This is a genomic window from Aneurinibacillus tyrosinisolvens (assembly GCF_001015055.1).
Classification (GTDB): Bacteria; Bacillota; Bacilli; order Aneurinibacillales; family Aneurinibacillaceae; genus Aneurinibacillus_A; species Aneurinibacillus_A tyrosinisolvens.
Window position 1 is genome coordinate 42,864 of sequence record NZ_BBWZ01000011.1, and the last position, 19,895, is coordinate 62,758.

Consider the following 19,895-nt stretch of genomic DNA (forward strand, 5'->3'; position numbering starts at 1 on the left):
AAAGTGATATATTTTTGTATATCACGTAGTATATCATAAATATGTTGTTTGTGGGATAAACTATATACTTTGTCACAAAAAAGACAACCTCTTCTGAATTATGAGGTTGCCTTCAGTAAACGATACGACTTAATAAACCGGCCTGTATGCATATCGAAATAATAATAATTGAACCGGTGTTCCTTATCAAGGAATAGAACTTCCCAGAACTTGTCGTTTCCTGTCTTGCCAGGAATCACATGGACAAACTCGGTTTGCGGGTTCTCTTTTTTAATCGCCTGGATGACGCTTTCCTTCGACACAACTCTGTCTGTATTTTCCACGTCGACAGCGCCGTCTTTAAACCAGGCAATCTGCTTCTGGCCCTGTCCGGTTCTGCCCTGTACAACAAGATAATCCTCTTTGCCGTGGAACGTATCAACTTCGTCGATTTCCTGGATTTGTGTTTTCTCATGCGCCAGCTCCGTTCCCTGTGCAGTCACATTCCGCTGCTGGCTCCGCACATGCCAGTACAGGTCAAAGCTTGCCCATAAGGCGAGTAAAACCAATCCGGAAACAACATATATGATCCATCTTTTCACATCTGTTCTCCTTCGTCTTAAATCCGCAATACATGTTAATGGGCACAGGGTTAAAATCTGCTAAACATACTGTCCATCCCAGCGGAGATACTAAGCATACGCGCAAGAGGAGGTGAGCGCGTGTGCAGCAGCACCATCATGAGCAAGCGTTGAATAATTTGCCGGATGAAGTTGTAAGGTTGCTGTCGGATGAGTGGAACCCCTCGTGGCTGTCCCTCTCATCTCCATACCGCAGTCCCCAGGTTGAAGGCACTTTTGCGGCCTTTCGCCAACCGAATATTTCCTCATGGATCGACATGGAAGAGCCATGAGGTTTCTGCAACTATTTTATTATTACTCCCTACCTACTACCTATCTTTGTATCCCCGCCGGTATCCGGCGGGTCTTTTTACTGTTTGTTTAACGTGTCAAACATACGGTTGGCATTTTCAATAATGATCGGTTCATCCATCGTCAGGCATTTTCCATCCTGTACGACCTGGACCCCCTGGACGAATACATCCTTCACATCGCGCCCGCTTGCTGCGTACACAACGTGAGAAACAGGGTCATGTGCAGGGTGGAAGAAGACCTGATTTGAATCAAGCACAATAAAGTCGGCCTGTTTCCCTACCTCCAGCGAACCGATTTTATCCTCCATAAAAATAGCTTCCGCCCCATAAATCGTCGCCATACGAAGCGCCTCGACAGCAGGTACGGCCACCGGATCCTTACGGTACCCTTTATGCAGAATCGCCACCATCTTCATTTCTTCGAAAAGATCAAGATTGTTATTGCTTGCCGAGCTATCCGTTCCGAGCGAAACGCAAATTCCCCGTTCCATCATATCCGGAACGCGGGCGATCCCGCTGCCAAGCTTCAGGTTGCTGATCGGATTATGGGATACTTTAACGTTATGTTTTGCAAGGGTATCCAGTTCTTCGTCGGTTAAATGAACCGCATGAGCCACAAGCGCCGGGCGGTTAAATACGCCTAGCTTTCCAAATGCGCGACAGGACGCGCACCATAGTCGTCTACGTTTTGCTGAACTTCCCATTCGGTTTCAGACATATGGATATGAATCGGAAGATCCAGTTCTTCCGCTCTTACCACAATGCGTTCAATGTAATCCGGCGGGCACGTATAAGCGCCGTGCGGCGACATCATCGTCATAATTCTTCCGCCGGCAGCATTGTTCCACTTCTCGGCAAACGCGCTGGCCTCCTCCAGCTTCTGCGTTTGGACATCAGGCGGGCATAGCCCGATGACGCCACGGCAGAGCCGGGCCCGCATGCCGGACGCAGCGACGAGTTCTGCTACCATATCCATATGGTCATACATGTCAACGAACGTGGTTGTTCCGGTTTTAAGCATTTCCACAATCGAGAGAGACGTACCCCAGCGAACGTGGTCCTCCGTAAATTGAGCTTCGAGCGGCCACATTTTTGTCTCCAGCCATTCCTGGAGCGGCAAATCGTCCGCATACCCGCGTAAAAGAGACATGGCTGTATGGCCATGGGTATTGATTAATCCCGGCATCACGATTCTTCCCCCGGCATCAATCACCTCTTCATACCCGCCAGGTTCGGAAGGAGTCGGTCCTACATAAACAAGAACTCCATCTTCAAAGCCGACAGCGCCATCATGGAGCACTTCGTTTTTCTCGTTTACGGTTAATACAGTAGCATGGATTACGATCGTTTTCATCTGCATTGCGGGGCGAGTCAGCCCGTCGTCCGAACGGGTGAGCGTTTCACCCCTCCTCCTTTGTCTCTATTGTCATTTTCCTTACAAATAGTATGCAAGGCTGTGCAATTCCATCGTAACGTCCGCGTCATGTACACGGACGCCTTCCCGTACCCGCAGGTTCACAGGTGCAAAATTTAGAATTCCCGTAATTCCCGCGTCCATGAGGCAATCGGCAACCGACTGGGCAGCTTCTGCGGGTACTGCAATAATGCCAATCCGGGTATTCATTTTCTTTACCGTCTGCGGCAGCTCTTCAAGCGGCTGAATTTCAAGCCCTGCCGTCTTCTTGCCGATTTTCCCCGCATCCGCATCGAAAATCGCCGTAATTCTCATGTTGTCCTTTAAATAGACGTTGTAGTTACTAATCGCATGGCCCAAATGTCCGGCACCGATAAGAACAACGTTAATTTGCTGGTCCAGCTTCAGGATACTCTTGATTTTCTCAATTAGATAATTGACCTCATAGCCGATTCCTTTACGGCCAAACTCCCCGAAGCAGGCTAGATCCTTTCGGATTTGGGCGGGATTCAAATCCAGCGCTTCGCCAAGCTGCTGCGAAGATACCGTGCGTACATTCATATTGTGCAGACTGCTTAAATAACGCAAATAGACGGGAAGCCTTCGTACAACTGCTTCAGATATTTTTGGTGCTTTCAATTCAGGTCCTCTCCTTCTTCCCTAATCCCTTTATATCCTATTCTGGTTATTTTTTCATAATTAAGCAAGCCATTCAGATATGGCAGGCAGCAGTTCATCCGTCGGCATTCGAAGCGTTGTTACCTCCGGAAGCGAGCGCAGGAACATACGGCCGTACCTTGCGTCCACAATCCGGCGATCATATACAAGCACAACGCCGCGGTCACTGCTCGTTCGAACGAGGCGGCCAAAGCCCTGCTTAAAACGGATGACCGCCTGCGGAACGGACAATTCCATAAACGGGTTCTTCCTCTGTTCCTGCAGTTGCTGATTCCGCGCCTCGACCAGCGGATGGTTAGGCGGTACAAAAGGAAGGCGCACAATAGCCAGGCAGGACAAATCCTCCCCCGGGATGTCTACCCCTTCCCAGAAGCTGCTCGTTCCAAGCAGAATGCATGACGTAAGCGCGCGGAACTGCTTGGTTAGCTTACTGCGGCTGCTGCTGTCCACTCCATGCCCGAGAACGGTAACGTTTGCCTCCTTCAGCCTTTCTTTCAGCGGCTCATATACGTTTCTTAACATTGCGTACGAAGTGAACAGCACGAGCATACGGCCGGATGTTACGACAGCGACCTTCGCCAGAGAATCGATGAGCGATGCAACGAATGTTTCTTCTGATGCATCTTTTATGTTCGGAACTTCATCCGGTATGCAGAGGAGCGTTTGCTTTTTATAATCGAACGGAGAAGGAAGCATCGCCGTTTCCATCTGCTTGTCTTTAAACAAATCAGCAATCCCGAGACGGTCTGTCGCATACTGGAAGGAGGAATTGACACTCATCGTAGCCGATGTCATAATAACGCTTTTCTTCTTATCAAAAAACATCTCCCGCAAGAGGCCCGATACATCGATTGGAACCCGGTGTAAATAGATGCCCTTTCGCGTACTGCGAACATCAAGTTCGATCCAGTACACATGATCATCATCACCGGCAAGCAGCATCAGATGCAGCAGCTCGGAATAGTGAAGGCAGTCCTTTACCATCCCGTTCAGATCTGTCAAAAGGCCGCGGAGTCCAATCGGAACGTCATCGCCCTGCAGGTTTTTATGCGTGGATTCCAGTTTCTTGCCGATGGCCAGCAGCAGTTCCACACTGTTTTTCACGGCGGATACAACGGACTTCCCCCACTTGCTGTTTAAATCATCCTGCTTATACCGAAGAACCGTCCGCCCGATTTCTTCTCCTTCTCTCGCCCGCTGGGACGACCACTGGTACAGTAAATTATACATTTCCCGGATCGTTTCCTTGCCTTCCCTGATTTGCTGGTACGACGTTTCGATTTGATCCTTTACTTTCTCATAGCGGGTATCGCTCCAGCCTCTGACGGCCTCCTCCACTTCCTCCAGAAGTCCAAACCCGCGGTCCGGCCGGAGGCGGTGCAGCATTCCTTCAAGCTGGTAGGAGGTAAGCACATCCCCCAGATGGCGGCTGGCCACGTCCTCGAAATGATGCGCCTCATCAATGACGGCATATTCATACGGCGGCATAATGCGATGCTCCGCGCTCATATCCGTAAACAGCAAGGAATGGTTCGTTACAATGACTTCCGCCTGCTGTGCCTTTCTGCGGGCCTGGTGATAAAAGCAGCGGGAAAACCAGGGGCAGTGGCGGTTCAAACAAGAATTGGCGTCACTCTGCACCTGTTTCCAATACATCTGCCCCCCGGAAGGAAGGTTCACTTCCTCGATGTCTCCGGTTTCGGTTTCTGTTAGCCAGATGAGCATTTGCGATTTGCTTAACTGTACCTCGTAATTATCGTGCTCATCCTCAAGGCTGTGGGCGAATTTACGGAGGCACAAATAATTATTGCGCCCTTTCAGTATAGAAATACGCGGGGAATCATCGGCAAAGATCGCCTGCAGGATGGGCAAATCCCGGCTGTACATCTGTTCCTGAAGCTGAATCGTATGCGTGGAAATGACGACGGGCTCCTGCTGCTGCTTAGCCCAAAATACAGCAGGAATTAAATAAGCGAGCGATTTTCCCGTTCCTGTTCCCGCCTCCACCATTAAATGGCGGCCGGACACAAAAGAATCATACACCCGCTTCATCATCTCTACCTGTGCCTGGCGCAGTTCAAAGCCCGGCATGAATTGCTGCAGCAGCCCATCCTCTCCAAACAGGCTTTCCACATACTCATCGAATGATACCGTGTCTTCCAGCGGGCGGCCGGACGCTTTCTCAATGGCGGCGCGTTCCCGCAGGCAAATCTGGTGCACAACCTCCAGCCCCGCGTCGGGCTCGTATGTGCCTTTCTGGATTTTTCTACGCTCCATTCCTGAGAGGAGAGCTTCGATATCCGAGTGGAAAGAGCGGCTCATGGACTGCAGGTGCTGAATCGTTACCAGCGGAAGCGAATCGAGCTTTTGAATCAGCTGGAGAAGAAGAAGCGCTGTCGCTTCCGCGTCGGAGTCGGCCTGGTGCGGCCTGTCGTGATCAATATCGAGGCCAACGGAAAGGTCGGACAGCCTGTACCCCTCCTGCCCCGGCAGGAGCAGCCTGGAGAGCTCCACCGTATCAAGCAGCGGACCGGTAAACGGATTGTAGCCGGCATCTGTCAGCGCATTTTGCAAAAAAGACAAATCAAAGAAAACGTTATGCGCAACAAATGCGGCCCCGCTCAGCATTTTCAGGAGCGCTGGCAGGGCGTCTTCGATGAGCGGGGCGCCCGCCACCATCTCATCTGTAATGCCGGTTAATTTTTCTATAAAAGGAGGAATCTCCATTTGCGGGTTAACCAAAGTTGCAAAACGGTCGACAATCTCCCCGTTCTCTAGGAGGACGGCGCCGATTTGGATGATTTTATCTCCATCCTTCGGCCGATTGCCAGTCGTTTCAAAATCAACAACGAGAAAAGTATTCAAAAAGTTTCACCTCAAAACTATTCCACTTCTGCATTTACCAATGGACAGGTGTTCCCTTCTTATTTTCTATTACTTACTAAAGAAGTGCAACAAGAAAAAAACCGGCTCCTACTGAACCGGCAAAATCGCCCTCCACCTGTCGTACGCTTGCGTATGCTCCTGGGCGTGATAATGAAGGAGTCCGGAGTATAAGTAGCTCTCAGGGACAGTGCCGCACTGCTGGCTGAGTGAAAAATGCCGCTGGGCTTCCTCCTGTTCGCCTCTGCTCATAAACCATCTCCCCGTATAATAATGCCCCAGAGCCTGGATTTTCCTGTTCTTGTCCTTCACCAGCTTATCACATAGCGGCTTTATACGTCCAAGCCAGCCCTGGCGAAATGCGCTCTCAATCAAACCCGCAATCGCAAGCGGGTGTCCATGCCGCTGCTCAACTTGTTCGAAAATGCGCCACGAACGTTCCCAATTGCCCTGGCGCAGCAAGACCCAGGCGTAGGAGCAGGCAAATTCCGGCTCATCCCGGGATAGGGTAAGCGCGTACTTAAAATGGCTAAGGGCGGATTCGTGCTGCCCTTCCTGCCAGAGAGACCAGGCCAGCCCATGCCATACCCATGCTTCCTTTCGCATTTCCGGAAGCAGCCGGCGATAGCAGCGGGCTGCTTCCCCGAACATCGACAATTGCTCGTAGCCTCTCGCAATCTGCTGCCAGTCAGACGGGATTTCCGCTTCCTTTTCCGCCTGCCTTATAGCCTGGTGCGCCTTCTCTTTATGTCCGAGTTTAGCATAGCAATGGAATAGCAAGAGGAGTAGCTCTAAATCGCTATCCCGCACAGCGGAAAGCTTTTCCCCTGTTTTCACCGCTTCTTCGTACCGCCGTGCATGGTAGTACGTAAGAGTAAGATTGTATGCGGCATCATGAAAGCTCGGTGATGCGGCAAGAGAACGCTGGAACCACATAATCCCCTGCTCATTGTTCCCTTCCAATACCGCTACACAGCCCATTCCGTTATACGAGGCAGCCCTAATAAAGGGGTGTGCGGTCGTTTCCGTCAGTAAATAAAACTGCCGGTAGGCAATGTCCCATTTCTTCGACATGAGAAAGCCAAAGGGAGATAGAGCCGCGCCATCGCAAGGTCCGGTTCCTCGGTAACGATCCGGTGAAAGGACTTAACCGCTTCATCGTACATGGATAAATCAAAATAACCCTGGCCTTTGCGGAATTGGGCTGCAAGAGGACGGGGCAGGTATACCTCACCGTCTCCCCCGCCCGCGGCACCCGTATTCGGCTCCCCTGTTTCCAGCGCGCTTTCCTCTTCGAACATTCGCTGCAATTCAACAAGCTGTTCTTCAAACTGGAGCCACTCCTCCACAATTGTGTCGCTTATTTCCCTTAGATCCATGACGTCTTTATAATACGTCATCTTTTCTTTGGCCGGCACTTTGGCAATTCGATTTTTTATTTGTTTGACTTTGTCCGTCATGGCTGAAAAATAATTGGAAAAAAGCAAAAGAAAAACCACCTTTCCTGCGGCGTGAGGTTACACTCAGTTTCTCACAAGAAGGTGGCATCTATAACTAAAAAATTGTCGCGTGGATTTCTTCACCTAAGACTGGGAAATTCCGTTGTTTTCATCCATAATGGCGACTTTCGGCTTATGGTTTTTTGCATCAGCGTCTGTCATCATGGCATACGCTATAATGATGACCGTATCGCCGGGTTGAACAAGGCGGGCTGCCGCACCGTTCAGGCAAATAACCCCGCTGCCTCTTTCGCCTTCAATTACGTACGTCTCCAGGCGGGCGCCGTTGTTGTTATTTACAATTTGGACCTTCTCATTCGGCAGGATATCGACGGCGTCTATAATATCCCCATCGATCGTTATGCTGCCTACATAATTTAAATTTGCTTCCGTCACGGTTGCACGGTGGATTTTTGCTCTCATCATCGTACGGAACATAAAGCTTCCTCCTGACTGGCTGTAAGGATTATATTATCAATCAGACGCGTGCGGCCAAAGCGGACGGCAAGGGCAATTAACACATCACCTGTAAGTGTTTGAATTTCTTCGAGTGCAGGATAGCTGCGGACTTCGATATAGTCGATGTCTGCCAGCAGAGTTTCAGAGATGGTGTTCTCAATTATCCGGCGCAGTACGGCTGCATCCTTCTCCCCCCGGGAAAAAGCAGCTTTCGCTTCCTGAAGGGAGTGGGACAGAACAAGCGCCTGCCTTCTTTCCTCCTCGGAAAGATACACGTTCCGGGAACTTAAAGCAAGGCCGTCCTCTTCCCTCACAATTTCACAAGGGATAATTTCAACCGGTATATTCAAATCCTTCGTCATCTGCTGAATGACAGCAACCTGCTGCGCATCCTTCATGCCGAAAAACGCATAATCCGGCTGCACCATATTAAACAGCTTGGTAACAACGGTCGCCACTCCGTCGAAGTGACCCGGGCGTGAGGCTCCGCACAATGATTCTGTTATTTCTTTTACTGTAACCATCGTTTTACTTCCCGCTGGATACATTTCTTCAACAGTGGGAACAAATAAGAAATCAACGCCAGCTTTCGATGCAAGCAGGCTGTCGCGTTCAAGATCACGGGGGTAGTGCGATAAGTCTTCATTCGGGCTGAATTGAATCGGGTTGACAAAAATGCTCATCACGACAACATCCGCTGTCTCTTTCGCCCGTTTGACAAGGCTTAAATGCCCTTCATGCAAATATCCCATTGTCGGTACAAAACCAACCGTTTGGGAACGTACGGGCTTCAATGCTTCCCGAAGCTCTTTCACGGTAAAAATCGTTTTCATACTTTAATCCCTCCGCCGTATAGCTGGTCGATAACTTCCTCTTTCATTGAGAAAGAATGTGAATCAGACGGGAATTGCCCGCTTCTCACTTCACTTACGTATTGCTTTATCGCGGATTTGACAGCGCTGCCAATATCTGCGTATTTCTTAACAAATTTAGGCACCCTGTCGCCCCCGTAGGACAGAACGTCATGGTAAACAAGCACCTGGCCATCACAGCCCGCACCGGCGCCAATGCCAATCGTCGGAATGGTTAACCTGCGTGAAATGAGCTCAGCAAGCTGCTTTGGTACGCATTCCATAACGAGTGCAAACGCCCCCGCTTCTTCAAGGGCGAGCGCATCATCCAGCAATTTCTGTGCAGCCTCAGGTGTCTTCCCCTGAACTTTATAGCCGCCAAGCTGGTGAACAGACTGCGGCGTTAAGCCGATATGGCCAACAACCGGGATCCCTGCCTGCGTGCAGCGGCGGATTAAAGGAACGAGTTCTGCTCCTCCTTCGATTTTCACAGCTTTTGCCTGTCCTTCCTGCATAATGCGCCCGGCGTTGCGAAGCGATTCCTCAATCGTCCCGTGGTACGTAAGAAATGGCAGGTCGGTCACAACAAAAGCGCGTTTTGCCCCCCGCGTTACCGCCTTTGTATGATGAATCATGTCATCAAGCGTAACGGGAATGGTCGATTCATAGCCTAGCACAACCATGCCAAGTGAATCACCGACTAATATCATGTCCACTTCCGCTTCATCCGCCAGCTTGGCCCCCGGGTAATCATACGCAGTAAGCATGGCAATTCGCCGGCCTTCCTTTTTCATTTCTTTCAGGGTAGCAGTCGTAATCGGTGGGCTGCCTGTCATTTCGATTCCTCCTTGTGCCTTGAGCTCACAGGAAAAGCGTTCGAAAGGCATATAAAAACGCCTTCAAACAAAGAAGAAGGCGTAAAAACCATGCTGTCACATGGATAAAATTTCATTCCTTCTGTCTCGGTCCTCATTGGCTCAGAGCAGATTTATCATTTTGGTTTCAAACAAAAATAATAAAAAAAACGGGTGGTTAGGTGCCGTTCCGCTGGATACGACCCTGACACACCCATTATACCAAAAAGCAGGCGGTTCGCAATCATTTTTGTCTGCCGGCCGCATACGGGAGGGGAATCTCAAGCGTGGATTTCCACGTCAGCTGAGTATACTTTCGTCACCGTTCCGTCGTCCTGCCTGACAAGAAGGACTCCGGCATCGTCAATGCCCTCGGCAAAACCGGCCAGCGAACCCTGCAGCGTGCGAATCGTGACCCGCTTCCCAATGGTGATTGCATGCGCCTCCCACAGCTCCTTAATCGGTTCAAAACCTTCCCTTACATACTGTTCATACAGGTGCTCAAGCCGCCGCAAAATCCCCTGGATGAGCGACACCCGCCGCAGCGGCGCCCCGTTCACAATGCGCAGTGAAGTAGCGATTTTCTGTACATCTGCCGCAAAATCATCCAATTCAGCATTTACATTAATCCCCATCCCGATAATAAGCCAGTTAATCCGATCCGATTCGGCGTTTAATTCAGTTAGAATTCCGCATATCTTCTTTCCGTCCAGCAAAATATCATTCGGCCATTTAATGTCGGCCTGAATCCCGCACACATCCCGTACCGTCTCCACGATAGCAACCGCGGTAAGCAAGGTGAGCTGCGGGCATTTCTGCAGCTCCAATACCGGGCGCAGGAGCAGGCTCATATAGATGTTTTTCCCTGCGGGTGAGTGCCAGACTCTCCCCAGCCTTCCCTTTCCGCCAAGCTGCTGATCAGCGACAACAAGCGTCCCCTCCGGTGCTCCGGCCTTGGCCAGCTCCTGGCACTTATTCTGCGTGGAGTCAATTGTTGCATAATAGTGTACTTCCTGCCCAAACGAGCGGGTTTTCAGGCCGACTTTAATCTCTTCCGCGATCATCACATCCGGCGTCGAGATAAGCCGGTAGCCGGCCCGGCGTACCGCTTCGAATATGTATCCCTCTTCGCGCAGCTCTTCAATATGTTTCCAAATGGCCGTTCGAGATACCCCGAGCCGCTTGCTTATTTCTTCTCCGGAAACGAACGAATCGCCGGACTCCTTCAGTAATTGCAGCATTTCCTCACGTATATTCATCTACAACCACCCTTGCTCTCGACAGTAAGGCATGCGGCTCGTTTAAGATCTGCCCCGCGTTCACATCACGCGCCAGCCTCAGCAGCAAATCACGCACCCACGGACCCGGTTTGCGCTCAAGCGCTTTCTGTAAGTCCGCGCCGTTTATCAAGAGTTCATTCATTTTTTTTATTTCCATCTTTTCATACAGCTTCCCTGGCTCTACAGCCAGCGGCTCCTCTCCGGAGCGCACACCATATACGGCATAGGCCCGGGCCACCTTCTCAAAGCCATATTCGAGCATCATCAACTGTAGTTTGCTATCATCCGGTGACTGGCAAAAGACATTTACAAGCGCAACCGTTTCTGCACAGGCACGAATGAATGCTTTTTCATTGCGCAGTTCACGGAGAACGGGTTCCACTTCCTCTTGCTTTCCCCGCGCAACAAAAAGATAGGCCCAGCGTTCAACAAGCGTGGACAAGCGGGAAAGCGGCAGCATTGCCTCTTTCTCGCAGCCGCCATCCGCAAGCAGGCGGTTTAAACCGGGCAAATACGGGATGAGCCCGGTTTCGCATACAAGGGAGACGGCACGGTCCGGCCCAGAGCTGTCCAGCGCTTTGCGCCATTCAGCGTTAATCCGCTCTACTGCGATGTACTTTATGCTTTGTGCCTGCCGTTTTATCGCAGAAAGCGTTCTCTCCTCAATCGCAAACCCAAGCTGGCAGGCAAAACGCAGGCAGCGGAGCATGCGGAGTGCGTCTTCTTGAAACCGTGCCTCCGCTTCCCCCACCGCACGGATAATCCCGCGCCTCAAGTCTTCCGTTCCGCCGTACGGGTCGATGATTTCTCCCCGAAGGCCGAGCGCCATGGCATTTATGGTAAAATCTCTTCTCGCCAGATCCTGTTCAATGGAACGGACAAAAAACACCTGATCCGGACGCCGGTGGTCCTGATAGCCTGTTTCCATACGGTACGTCGTCACCTCAACCGGGACACCGCCTGCTACAACCGTAACCGTTCCATGGGCAAGCCCTGTCGGTATGACTTTGTCAAAGAGGCGAACCACCTCTTCCGGACGGGCGGATGTGGCGACATCCAGATCATGTACGGCACGCTTCAGCAGCGTGTCGCGCACATAGCCGCCAACGAAATACGCGCTATGCCCAGCTGTCTCCAATGCCTGCAGCACGCTTTTCCCCGCATCGATTATTCGCTGTTCCAACAGTTACCTCCCGGATGTGTGCGCCGCCTTTCAAAAGGATCGCGTTCCTCAGACACGGTCATTTTGAACAGGATTGCGTTTCTGCACTGAGCACACGCCTGTATATTTCTTCGTATTGCTTGGTAATCGCTTCATGGCAGAACGTATGGTATGCCCTTTCCATTGACTGCCTGGAGAAGGTCTCATACATCCCCTCATGTAAGAGCAATTCAACAGCCTTTTGCGCCATTCCTTCAACGTCCCCAATCGGCCGGGTAAAGCCTGTTTCCCCGTCCTTTACCACTTCCGGCAGTCCGCCCGCATCGCTGGAGATAACGGGCACGCCACACGACATAGCTTCCAGAGCAACGAGCCCAAAGCTTTCCTGTTCCGATGGGAGAAGCAGAAGATCGGCCATTGAGAGGACACAGGCGATGTTATCCTGTTTGCCGAGGAAGATAACGTCCTGCTGAACACCGAGGCTTTCGGCAAGTTCGCGCACAACCGGCAATTCAGGCCCTTCTCCGATCATCAGCAATTTTGCCGGAACTTGCTGCTTAATTTTATGGAAAATACGAACAACATCGTCCGTACGCTTGACAGGGCGGAAGTTAGAAATATGTATCAGGACTTTCTCGCCATTCGGTGCGAATTCTTCGCGTACGTCCGACATCTCACGCGGATAATACTCCCGTTTGTCGATAAAGTTATAGACGAGGTCGATCGGTCTTTCTACCTGGAGCAAGTCTTTCGTCTGCTCGATTAAGTTATTGGAAACCGCAGTAACCGCATCGCTCTCCTCAATGCCGAAGCGGATAATGTCTTTGAGCGTATGGTCATATCCAAGTACGGTAATATCTGTCCCATGCAGCGTCGTCACGACTTTAAGCTTATCCCCGACCATTTTCTTGGCCAGGTAGGCGGAAATCGCGTGAGGAACCGCGTAATGAACGTGCAGGACATCCAGCTTTTCCGTAACCGCTACCTGTGCCATTCTGCTGGCCAGTGTTAAATCGTACGGAGGATACTGGAACACCGAATAACCGTTCACATCCACTTCATGGAAATAAATATTCCGGTAATATTTCCCCAGGCGAAACGGCATGCCTGACGTGATAAAGTGAACGATATGCCCGCGTTCAGCCAGCAATTTCCCAAGCTCAGTTGCAACAACGCCCGAACCCCCTACAGAAGGGTAACATGTAATCCCGATTCTCATTTTTTTATTCCTTTCATGGGAATGTGCGCAGAAGCAGCGGCGTCCGGCTTACAAATCCTTCGGCATAAGCAACGCCTGTTTCCTGGCCAAAGCCGTACTCACGCGCCTTAATGCGCTCTAAATACCCCTCCGTGAGCGGAGTTGAAACCGAACCGCTTTCCTTCTCGAATTGAGAACGGTACGCTGCAAGTGCGGCCATCTTTGTCTCCATTTCTTCAGATATATCCACCATAAACTGGGGCGTTGTCTGGCTGTTAATAAAATACCCAAGCATATGATTGACCTTATGGGCTGCAGGGGAGGCGCCATCCGCTGTTTCATACTTACGGATCCTTGCGTTAAACACTGCTTCCCGGACGATGATGCTGCACATTTCATGGTCCGGATGCCGGTCTTCCCAGTAAGGCATAAGCACGATGTCCGGCCGGTACAGCCTGATCGTATGGGCAACGAGCCGTATCTGTTCAGGCACCGCCCGTAGCCCTCTATCCGGCAGGTGCAGATTCAAACGGGTATGGAGTCCGAGCAATTGCGATGCCTCCTCCGCTTCCTGCTGGCGCCGTTCCACCGTTCCGTTCGATGATAATTCAGCAAGCGTTAAGTCACAGATTCCTGTTTTCTTGCCTTGCTTTGAAAATTTATACAACAATCCCCCGGCACCGATTTCCACATCATCCGGGTGGGCGCCAAAAGCGAGCACATCCAATTTAACAGGTTCGTCCTTTATCATAACAATTCACTTTCCTTTATATTTGTTTACGGCTTCCCGCCAGGAGAAGCTGCCCTGCTGCAGGGCATGGATAAGCATTTCGGCTGTTGCAATGTTCGTGGCCAGCGGAATGCTATGGACATCACACAGCCGCAGCAGCGCCGATACATCCGGCTCGTGCGGCTGCGCTGTCAGCGGATCGCGCAGGAAAATAACCAGATCCATCTCGTCCTGTGCAATGAGGGCACCGATTTGCTGGTCGCCCCCAAGCGGGCCGGACAGAACCCGGTGAATCGCGAGTCCGGTGGCATTTATAATTTGTTGTCCTGTTGTCCCTGTTGCGTAGACCGTATGCTGCCGGAGTGTGTCACTATAGGCGATGGAGAAGTTGACCATTTCGCTTTTTTTGTTATCATGCGCGATGAGTGCAATATTCATAATGTCTACCTCACACCATTACGTTTTCAAGGCCGTACAGCAGGCCTTTATAATCCATTACTTTTTTAATGGCCAGATTTACGCCAGGCATGAATGATTCGCGGTTAATGGAGTCATGGCGTATCGTCAACGTTTGCCCCACGGCGCCAAAAATGACTTCCTGATGGGCAACAAGCCCGGGCAGGCGGACGCTGTGAATACGGAAGCCGTTATAATAGGCGCCCCGTGCTCCTTCGATTGTCTCTTCTTCTTCAGGGTGTCCCTGTCTCCGCTCATTTCTCGCTTCCTGAATCATTTCCGCCGTTTTAACCGCGGTTCCGGAAGGAGCGTCCAGCTTCCGGTCGTGGTGCTGCTCGATTATCTCCACATCCGGCATATATTTGGCCGCCTCGCGTGCAAATTTCATCATAAGCACTGCACCGATAGCGAAATTGGGAGCAATAATCGCACCGACATTGTGCAGATGGCACAGTTTGTCCAGTTCTTCAATATCAGAAGGCGTAAATCCGGTCGTTCCTACGACAGGCCGCACTCCCCTTTCAATGGCAGCAACCATATTCTCCTTCACAACCTGCGGTGTAGTAAAATCAACAAGTACATCCGGCATATGTGTATCCAATGCTTGTCTTACATCTGGAACAAAAGGAACGGATAACCCGGGAAGGCCAAGCACTTCTCCGATATTTTCGCCATCGTATTTCGGGTCGATTCCGCACACCAGCTGCATGGTTTCATCCCCCATAATCATCTTGACCGCTTCTGAGCCCATGCGCCCCCGCGGACCTGCGACTGCTACACGAATGTTATTCATCTTAATCCCTCTTTCTTTTTTTCTCCTCTTTTATATCCATACGGCATCGTTCAAGTAAATTTTTCGCTTCCTGAAATTGCGGCTGCAAATGAAGGGCCAGCCTGGCAGATCTGCGCGCCTTTATAAACTCTTCCTCATGATAATAGATTTCTCCTGCAAAGTAATGGGCCAACACGTTTAGCGGATCGAGCGAAACTGCCTGTTCGAGCAGGGGCAGTGCTTGCAGCAGGCTGCCGCCGCTCTTGAGCAGATACGATGCTTGATCCACAAGCTTATGGCTAAGCAGCCGGCTGTGCTGCAGGCGAAACCTTTCATTCTCCGGTTCAAGCGCGATAGCTTGTTTAATTGCTTTAACAGCCTGTTCAAGCTGGTGGCTGCGGGCATATGTCACCGATAATTTAAAATAATAGGAAGAATTAGCGGGCTCACACTGTACAGCCTTCTCCAGCGCCCGGACAGCACGCGCGAAATCGTTATCAAACAGCGCACCATACGCTTCCTGTATATAATTTTTACCTGCCTGCTTCTTATCTGTATCCATCGGCTCCACACCCTTGTTTGACCTATGGTATACAGTATATGTACCTCAGTTTTGCTCGGTGTCGATTTTTGTCCACCGATTTGCGTCGCGTGTGTTAAACTTATGCATCATCGCGTGGAAGGCTTCTTCAAGGTTGACGTTCAATGAATTAGCAAAGCAAAGGATAATAAAAAGGCAATCTGCCAGCTCCATATCAATGGCTTTCTCCTCTTCCTCCGCCTTTTTCGGTTTTTCACCGTAGTAGTGGTTAATTTCTCTTGCCAATTCTCCTACCTCTTCTGTAAGGCGGGCCATCATAGCAAGAGGCGAGAAATATCCTTCTTTAAACTGCCCGATGTACTTATCAACAATTTCCTGCATCTCATTCACCGTTAAGGGTTGTTTTGCTTCAGACATCCCAGGCTTATCCCCCCTCATTCTTATTGTGCAAGTCCGCTGTGTACTCTTATGTTACCTCAGAAGGTGGAAGGTTGACAAATTAATAAGTATAATAACGAATAGGCGTCATTTATAACCTGGAGGATATGTATGAGATTTCACATTCGCAACGTTCTGGCTATTATTATCGGTTCTGCCATTATGGGATTCGGCGTTAATTATTTCAACATCGCGAACCGCCTTTCCGAAGGCGGAATCACCGGGATTACCTTACTCCTCAAGTATAGATTAGGATGGGATCCCGGCATCACAAACCTGGTGCTTAACATCCCGCTTCTTATCCTGGGCTGGAAGCTTCTAGGGAGACAGTCTGCGGTATATACGGTCGTCGGTACCGTAGCGGTCTCTGTTTTCCTCTCTCTCTTTTCTTCTTTCCGCCACCCTATGGAACATGACACCCTGCTTGCAGCGCTCTATGCCGGTGTTACAATAGGCATCGGGCTCGGCATTGTCTTCCGTTTTGGAGGGACAACCGGGGGAGTTGACATTATTGCACGTTTGTTTAACAAGTATTGGGGCTGGAGCATCGGCCGGACGATGTTTACCTTTGATATATTTGTACTCGGACTGTCGCTCTTCTACTTAAACCTGGATCTAACAATGTATACACTGGTCGCTGTTTTTCTCGCTGCCCGGGTAATTGATTTTGTCCAGGAAGGAGCCTACGCTGCGAAGGCGATTATGATTATTTCCGATCAGGCCGTCGATATTTCACACAAAATCATGCAGGAGATGGGGCGCGGGGCAACGCTATTGAAGGGGCGTGGCGGCTATACCGGCATCGATAAAGAAGTGCTCTATTGCGTTGTAAGCCGCAATGAAATCGTTCGTTTCAAGAACCTTGTTCATGAGACAGACCCGTACGCTTTTATCATCGTAAACGATGTACACGAAGTTTTCGGCGAAGGATTTACGCTTGATAATATGAAAAGGCCTTTACAGAAATGAGAAAGGGAGTCCGTGCTATTCCGGGCTCCCCTTTCTGTTTTTCTGTGCGGCATTCTTTTCTGCGCGATATTTTCTCCACGCTACATACATGAGAGAGGTTAGCAGAAAAGAAGAAAAGAGAGAAATAATGAGAAAAGGAGATTCCGGAGAAACACCCGGTGCAAGCGTAGATTGATCCTTGCCGATAAACAGCCCGTCAATCAGCTTGTTCAGTTCCTCCAAAACGTTCGTGATTCCTTCCCAGTTATAGGATGGCTTTCTCGTTTCCTGGAGGAGAAAACTATACATGGAAAACAGCATTTCCGTTTCCCGCATCGAAGCGTGAATAGTGATAGCCGGTTTTAGTGTCTGATAAAGCTGCAGATTCTGGGCAAAAGCACGGGTGAATTCTCCCTGTTTTCTGCCTGCAGCCAGAAGCATCATTTTGTTAATATGCTCCTGGTATGAATTGTAATAATTTTTCCATAGCGGCTGCTTTTCGTGTGTCAAGCTGTCAATCGTAAGCCGCACCTGGAGAGCGTGCCATACCAGTTTGTTCGGATCCGGCTGAACGGCAGCGAATGCCCGCTTCGCTTTAATAATCGTACCCGTTATCGTGTCCAGCACTTCAATCGACAGGCCTTTCGGCGGCTTTGTTGCGGCAAACAGCACACCTAATTCAGCTAGCTTCTTTTTCGCTTCGCTATATTTATCTTCCTTTGTCAACAGATAAATGTCCTGTGAGAGACTGTCCATCTTTTGATAAACCGACGTGGTGTTTTGCTGTATTTCTCTGGTGGATTTGCCGGTGCCCATCATTGGCCATAAAGAGTATATTCCTACACAAAAGCAAGTAAGCGTCAATAAAAGAACCATGATTTTTTTCACGACTCGTCCTCCTCTTCTTATCACCATATGTATGGAAGGAAGGACAAGGTTATGCTTTTATCTTTCTTTCTTTTTATGAAGCTTCGTTAAGTGATAGATAATCCATAGACTGAAAAGGCTGAGGAGCACAGTTGCCCAGCCAACGGTATTATGAAACGGTTCTAGCTTATCAGCCAGCCATGGGTGGATATCGAGAGTGTAATCAAGGAGATCGTTGCCTAATGTCCATACTGCAACATACATAATATGGCGGAGCTTAATCGTATAGAATCGCGCATACAACAGTGATTCCACCGCCATGCCGCCATGGGAAAACATGAGCATATAATGCTGCCAGTACAACTGATCGCCAACAGCCGCTCCCGCCAGAATAACCGAAACCGCCCACACACCATACTTGAAATTCGTTACGGCGGCGAACGCTTCTAAAGAAGGAATGCTTCTCCCGACCAGAAAAGCAATGAGCACAAACGTAAACAGTGTACTTGCTGTCGGGCTGTCAGGCACAAAAATCCGCAAAAATGCTGGCTCCGTACTGCCCAACTGTTCTTTATACCAGTAAAAACCGTAAATGGAACCAAGACCGTTTACAATAATCATAATCCACAAAAACCATGACGTACACAGTGAACCAATAAACCAATTCCACAAGTCTTTCATAGCATCTCCCAGCCTTTTATTTAGCAATTTATCTCCTTTATTATGTGGGTTTGCCGCCCTTTCGTCAAAAGTAAAAAACCGGACGGGAGGACCCATCCGGTCTTGCTTCGTTTACTTCAATGCTTTCAAGTATTCGATCATCGAACTTGTTTGCTGATCGGTCCAGGAAGCGCCGATTGCGGGCATTCCACCCCGTCCGTTTTTCAACACCGCGGCTACGCCTTCCGGCTTCAATTTCTCAACCACCCCATGAAGATCCGGACCCAATCCGCCTTTCAGACCCTCGCCGTGGCATGCCATACACTGGTTCACCATTCCTTTGGCTTCATCAGCAGTCCCCCCGGTTGGTACCGCTGCTTGCTGTCCTTCCGGAGCTTTCGCAGCAGAATCAGCAGGCGTTGCCGCTGCAGGTGTAGCAGCAGGTGCAGCAGGCTCACCGCTGGCAGGAGGGGCTCCTTTGCCGTCCCCTTTCAGGCTGGCAAGGTATTTAACAAGCTTTTCCTTTTCTTCCGGTGTACCGGTAAACACATTTTTTTGGCATTGCGCCTCTACCGTTTGTAACAACCTCATTGATTTGCTTCTCGTCAAGCCTACTGCCTACGTTCCAGAGCGCAGGTCCCATGCCGCCTTCCATGTTACCCCCGTGACATCCCTGGCACGTTGTCTGCTTCGTCCATATCACATCCGGCTTAAAGTCCGCAGGCGGCTTTGCAGCGGCAGCGCCTCCGGCAGCAGGGTGCGGAGCTGTCGCCTTATGTTCCTCCATCGCCGACCATGTAAGGTATACAATACTTACGATAGAAAGAAGCATTACCCCCGTTGCGATCGGGCGCTTTGACGGTTTTCTATCCGGCGACGTGTCCAGCCACGGGGCAAGCAGCAGTGAGCCGAAAACGATACCCGGCATAACAACCGCACCGAAAACAATCCATGGACCTGACTGCCACGGATACTTCAGCAATTGATATAAGAACAGAAAATACCAGTCCGGCAATGGAATATATCCCGCCGCGTTCGGGTCCGCTTTCGATTCAAGCGGTGACGGATGGCTCACCGTAAGCACGAGAAATGCAACCAATACGACGGCCGCAACCATCCATTCTTTTAATAAAAAATTAGGCCAAAATGCCTCTGATTTACCTGGAAATTCTGCGTAAGACGGAGAAATATTCGGCGTTTTCTTGGCGGGTACCCGCGAATCGCCTACATATTCAACCGTCTTGTCATGATTTGCCATTCAATTCCCCCCCTTTGTCTTATAGAGCCCAGAC

The 19,895-nt window shown here is 50.2% G+C and carries 20 protein-coding genes and 3 pseudogenes; 1 reads left to right on the forward strand and 22 read right to left on the reverse strand.

Translation table 11 applies throughout. The features are described from left to right. Nucleotides 1-98: 98 nt before the first annotated feature. The 18 genes and pseudogenes from MBEAL2_RS12210 to MBEAL2_RS12295 all read right to left on the reverse strand — a co-directional run bounded on the left by MBEAL2_RS12210 (nt 99) and on the right by MBEAL2_RS12295 (nt 16,107). Nucleotides 99-581, reverse strand: coding sequence for a cell wall elongation regulator TseB-like domain-containing protein (locus MBEAL2_RS12210; protein WP_052947681.1), 483 nt, complete (start codon nt 579-581; stop codon nt 99-101). Nucleotides 582-671: 90 nt separating this feature from the next. Further along, nucleotides 672-809 (reverse strand): hypothetical protein, encoded by a 138-nt coding sequence (locus MBEAL2_RS31760; protein WP_161798205.1) that lies wholly within the window; start codon nt 807-809, stop codon nt 672-674. 160 nt (nt 810-969) lie between these two features. Beyond that, nucleotides 970-2,267: pseudogene (locus tag MBEAL2_RS12220) on the reverse strand (amidohydrolase family protein). An 81-nt stretch (nt 2,268-2,348) separates the two neighbouring features. Beyond that, entirely contained in the window at nt 2,349-2,966 is a 618-nt protein-coding gene (locus MBEAL2_RS12225) for a redox-sensing transcriptional repressor Rex (RefSeq protein ID WP_047152589.1), read from the reverse strand. A 60-nt stretch (nt 2,967-3,026) separates the two neighbouring features. Then, a complete protein-coding gene (gene dinG / locus MBEAL2_RS12230; RefSeq protein WP_047152590.1) occupies nt 3,027-5,870 on the reverse strand; it encodes an ATP-dependent DNA helicase DinG in 2,844 nt (947 codons plus the stop codon). 108 nt (nt 5,871-5,978) lie between these two features. Next, on the reverse strand, nt 5,979-6,962 hold the full coding sequence (locus tag MBEAL2_RS12235; RefSeq protein WP_152667781.1) for a tetratricopeptide repeat protein: 984 nt from the start codon (nt 6,960-6,962) through the stop codon (nt 5,979-5,981). Continuing rightward, entirely contained in the window at nt 6,917-7,375 is a 459-nt protein-coding gene (locus MBEAL2_RS12240) for a tetratricopeptide repeat protein (RefSeq protein WP_047152592.1), read from the reverse strand. The genes MBEAL2_RS12235 and MBEAL2_RS12240 overlap by 46 nt, the downstream gene beginning before the upstream one ends. A gap of 67 nt (nt 7,376-7,442) precedes the next feature. Continuing rightward, a pseudogene (gene panD / locus MBEAL2_RS12245) lies at nt 7,443-7,825 on the reverse strand (aspartate 1-decarboxylase). Beyond that, nucleotides 7,810-8,679, reverse strand: coding sequence for a pantoate--beta-alanine ligase (panC, locus tag MBEAL2_RS12250; protein ID WP_047152594.1), 870 nt, complete (start codon nt 8,677-8,679; stop codon nt 7,810-7,812). The pseudogene panD and the gene panC overlap by 16 nt, the downstream one beginning before the upstream one ends. Next, nucleotides 8,676-9,533, reverse strand: coding sequence for a 3-methyl-2-oxobutanoate hydroxymethyltransferase (gene panB, locus MBEAL2_RS12255; protein WP_047152595.1), 858 nt, complete (start codon nt 9,531-9,533; stop codon nt 8,676-8,678). Before panB ends, panC begins: the two co-directional genes overlap by 4 nt. Nucleotides 9,534-9,832: 299 nt before the next feature. Next, nucleotides 9,833-10,810, reverse strand: a complete 978-nt coding sequence (locus MBEAL2_RS12260) for a biotin--[acetyl-CoA-carboxylase] ligase (RefSeq protein WP_047152596.1) — start codon at nt 10,808-10,810, stop codon at nt 9,833-9,835. Beyond that, nucleotides 10,797-12,014 (reverse strand): CCA tRNA nucleotidyltransferase, encoded by a 1,218-nt coding sequence (locus MBEAL2_RS12265; protein WP_052947682.1) that lies wholly within the window; start codon nt 12,012-12,014, stop codon nt 10,797-10,799. The genes MBEAL2_RS12260 and MBEAL2_RS12265 overlap by 14 nt, the downstream gene beginning before the upstream one ends. 58 nt (nt 12,015-12,072) lie before the next feature. After that, nucleotides 12,073-13,212: an N-acetyl-alpha-D-glucosaminyl L-malate synthase BshA gene (bshA, locus tag MBEAL2_RS12270; protein ID WP_047152598.1), complete on the reverse strand. Its 1,140-nt coding sequence runs from the start codon at nt 13,210-13,212 to the stop codon at nt 12,073-12,075. A gap of 13 nt (nt 13,213-13,225) precedes the next feature. Continuing rightward, complete coding sequence (gene bshB1, locus MBEAL2_RS12275; RefSeq protein WP_047152599.1) at nt 13,226-13,942, reverse strand: bacillithiol biosynthesis deacetylase BshB1; 717 nt, start codon at nt 13,940-13,942, stop codon at nt 13,226-13,228. A 6-nt stretch (nt 13,943-13,948) separates the two neighbouring features. Beyond that, a complete protein-coding gene (gene mgsA / locus MBEAL2_RS12280; RefSeq protein WP_047152600.1) occupies nt 13,949-14,359 on the reverse strand; it encodes a methylglyoxal synthase in 411 nt (136 codons plus the stop codon). A 10-nt stretch (nt 14,360-14,369) separates the two neighbouring features. Next, nucleotides 14,370-15,170 (reverse strand): 4-hydroxy-tetrahydrodipicolinate reductase, encoded by an 801-nt coding sequence (gene dapB, locus MBEAL2_RS12285; RefSeq protein WP_047152601.1) that lies wholly within the window; start codon nt 15,168-15,170, stop codon nt 14,370-14,372. Between the two features lies 1 nt (nt 15,171). After that, a complete protein-coding gene (locus MBEAL2_RS12290; protein ID WP_047152602.1) occupies nt 15,172-15,711 on the reverse strand; it encodes a tetratricopeptide repeat protein in 540 nt (179 codons plus the stop codon). A gap of 45 nt (nt 15,712-15,756) precedes the next feature. Then, nucleotides 15,757-16,107 (reverse strand): nucleotide pyrophosphohydrolase, encoded by a 351-nt coding sequence (locus MBEAL2_RS12295; protein ID WP_047152603.1) that lies wholly within the window; start codon nt 16,105-16,107, stop codon nt 15,757-15,759. A 132-nt stretch (nt 16,108-16,239) separates the two neighbouring features. Between MBEAL2_RS12295 and MBEAL2_RS12300 the strand changes: the two genes are divergently transcribed. Continuing rightward, entirely contained in the window at nt 16,240-17,097 is an 858-nt protein-coding gene (locus tag MBEAL2_RS12300) for a YitT family protein (RefSeq protein WP_047152604.1), read from the forward strand. A gap of 15 nt (nt 17,098-17,112) precedes the next feature. On the opposite strand, the gene MBEAL2_RS12305 is transcribed toward MBEAL2_RS12300, so the two are convergent. From MBEAL2_RS12305 to MBEAL2_RS12320, 4 genes and pseudogenes are all read right to left on the reverse strand, one after another. Continuing rightward, a complete protein-coding gene (locus MBEAL2_RS12305) occupies nt 17,113-17,964 on the reverse strand; it encodes a sporulation protein YpjB (protein WP_047152605.1) in 852 nt (283 codons plus the stop codon). A 57-nt stretch (nt 17,965-18,021) separates the two neighbouring features. Further along, nucleotides 18,022-18,624: a DUF1405 domain-containing protein gene (locus MBEAL2_RS12310; RefSeq protein ID WP_047152686.1), complete on the reverse strand. Its 603-nt coding sequence runs from the start codon at nt 18,622-18,624 to the stop codon at nt 18,022-18,024. 111 nt (nt 18,625-18,735) lie between these two features. Further along, nucleotides 18,736-18,939, reverse strand: a complete 204-nt coding sequence (locus MBEAL2_RS32845) for a c-type cytochrome (protein ID WP_082129922.1) — start codon at nt 18,937-18,939, stop codon at nt 18,736-18,738. A 162-nt stretch (nt 18,940-19,101) separates the two neighbouring features. Continuing rightward, nucleotides 19,102-19,861: pseudogene (locus tag MBEAL2_RS12320) on the reverse strand (c-type cytochrome); the annotation flags it as partial. Nucleotides 19,862-19,895: the final 34 nt, after the last annotated feature.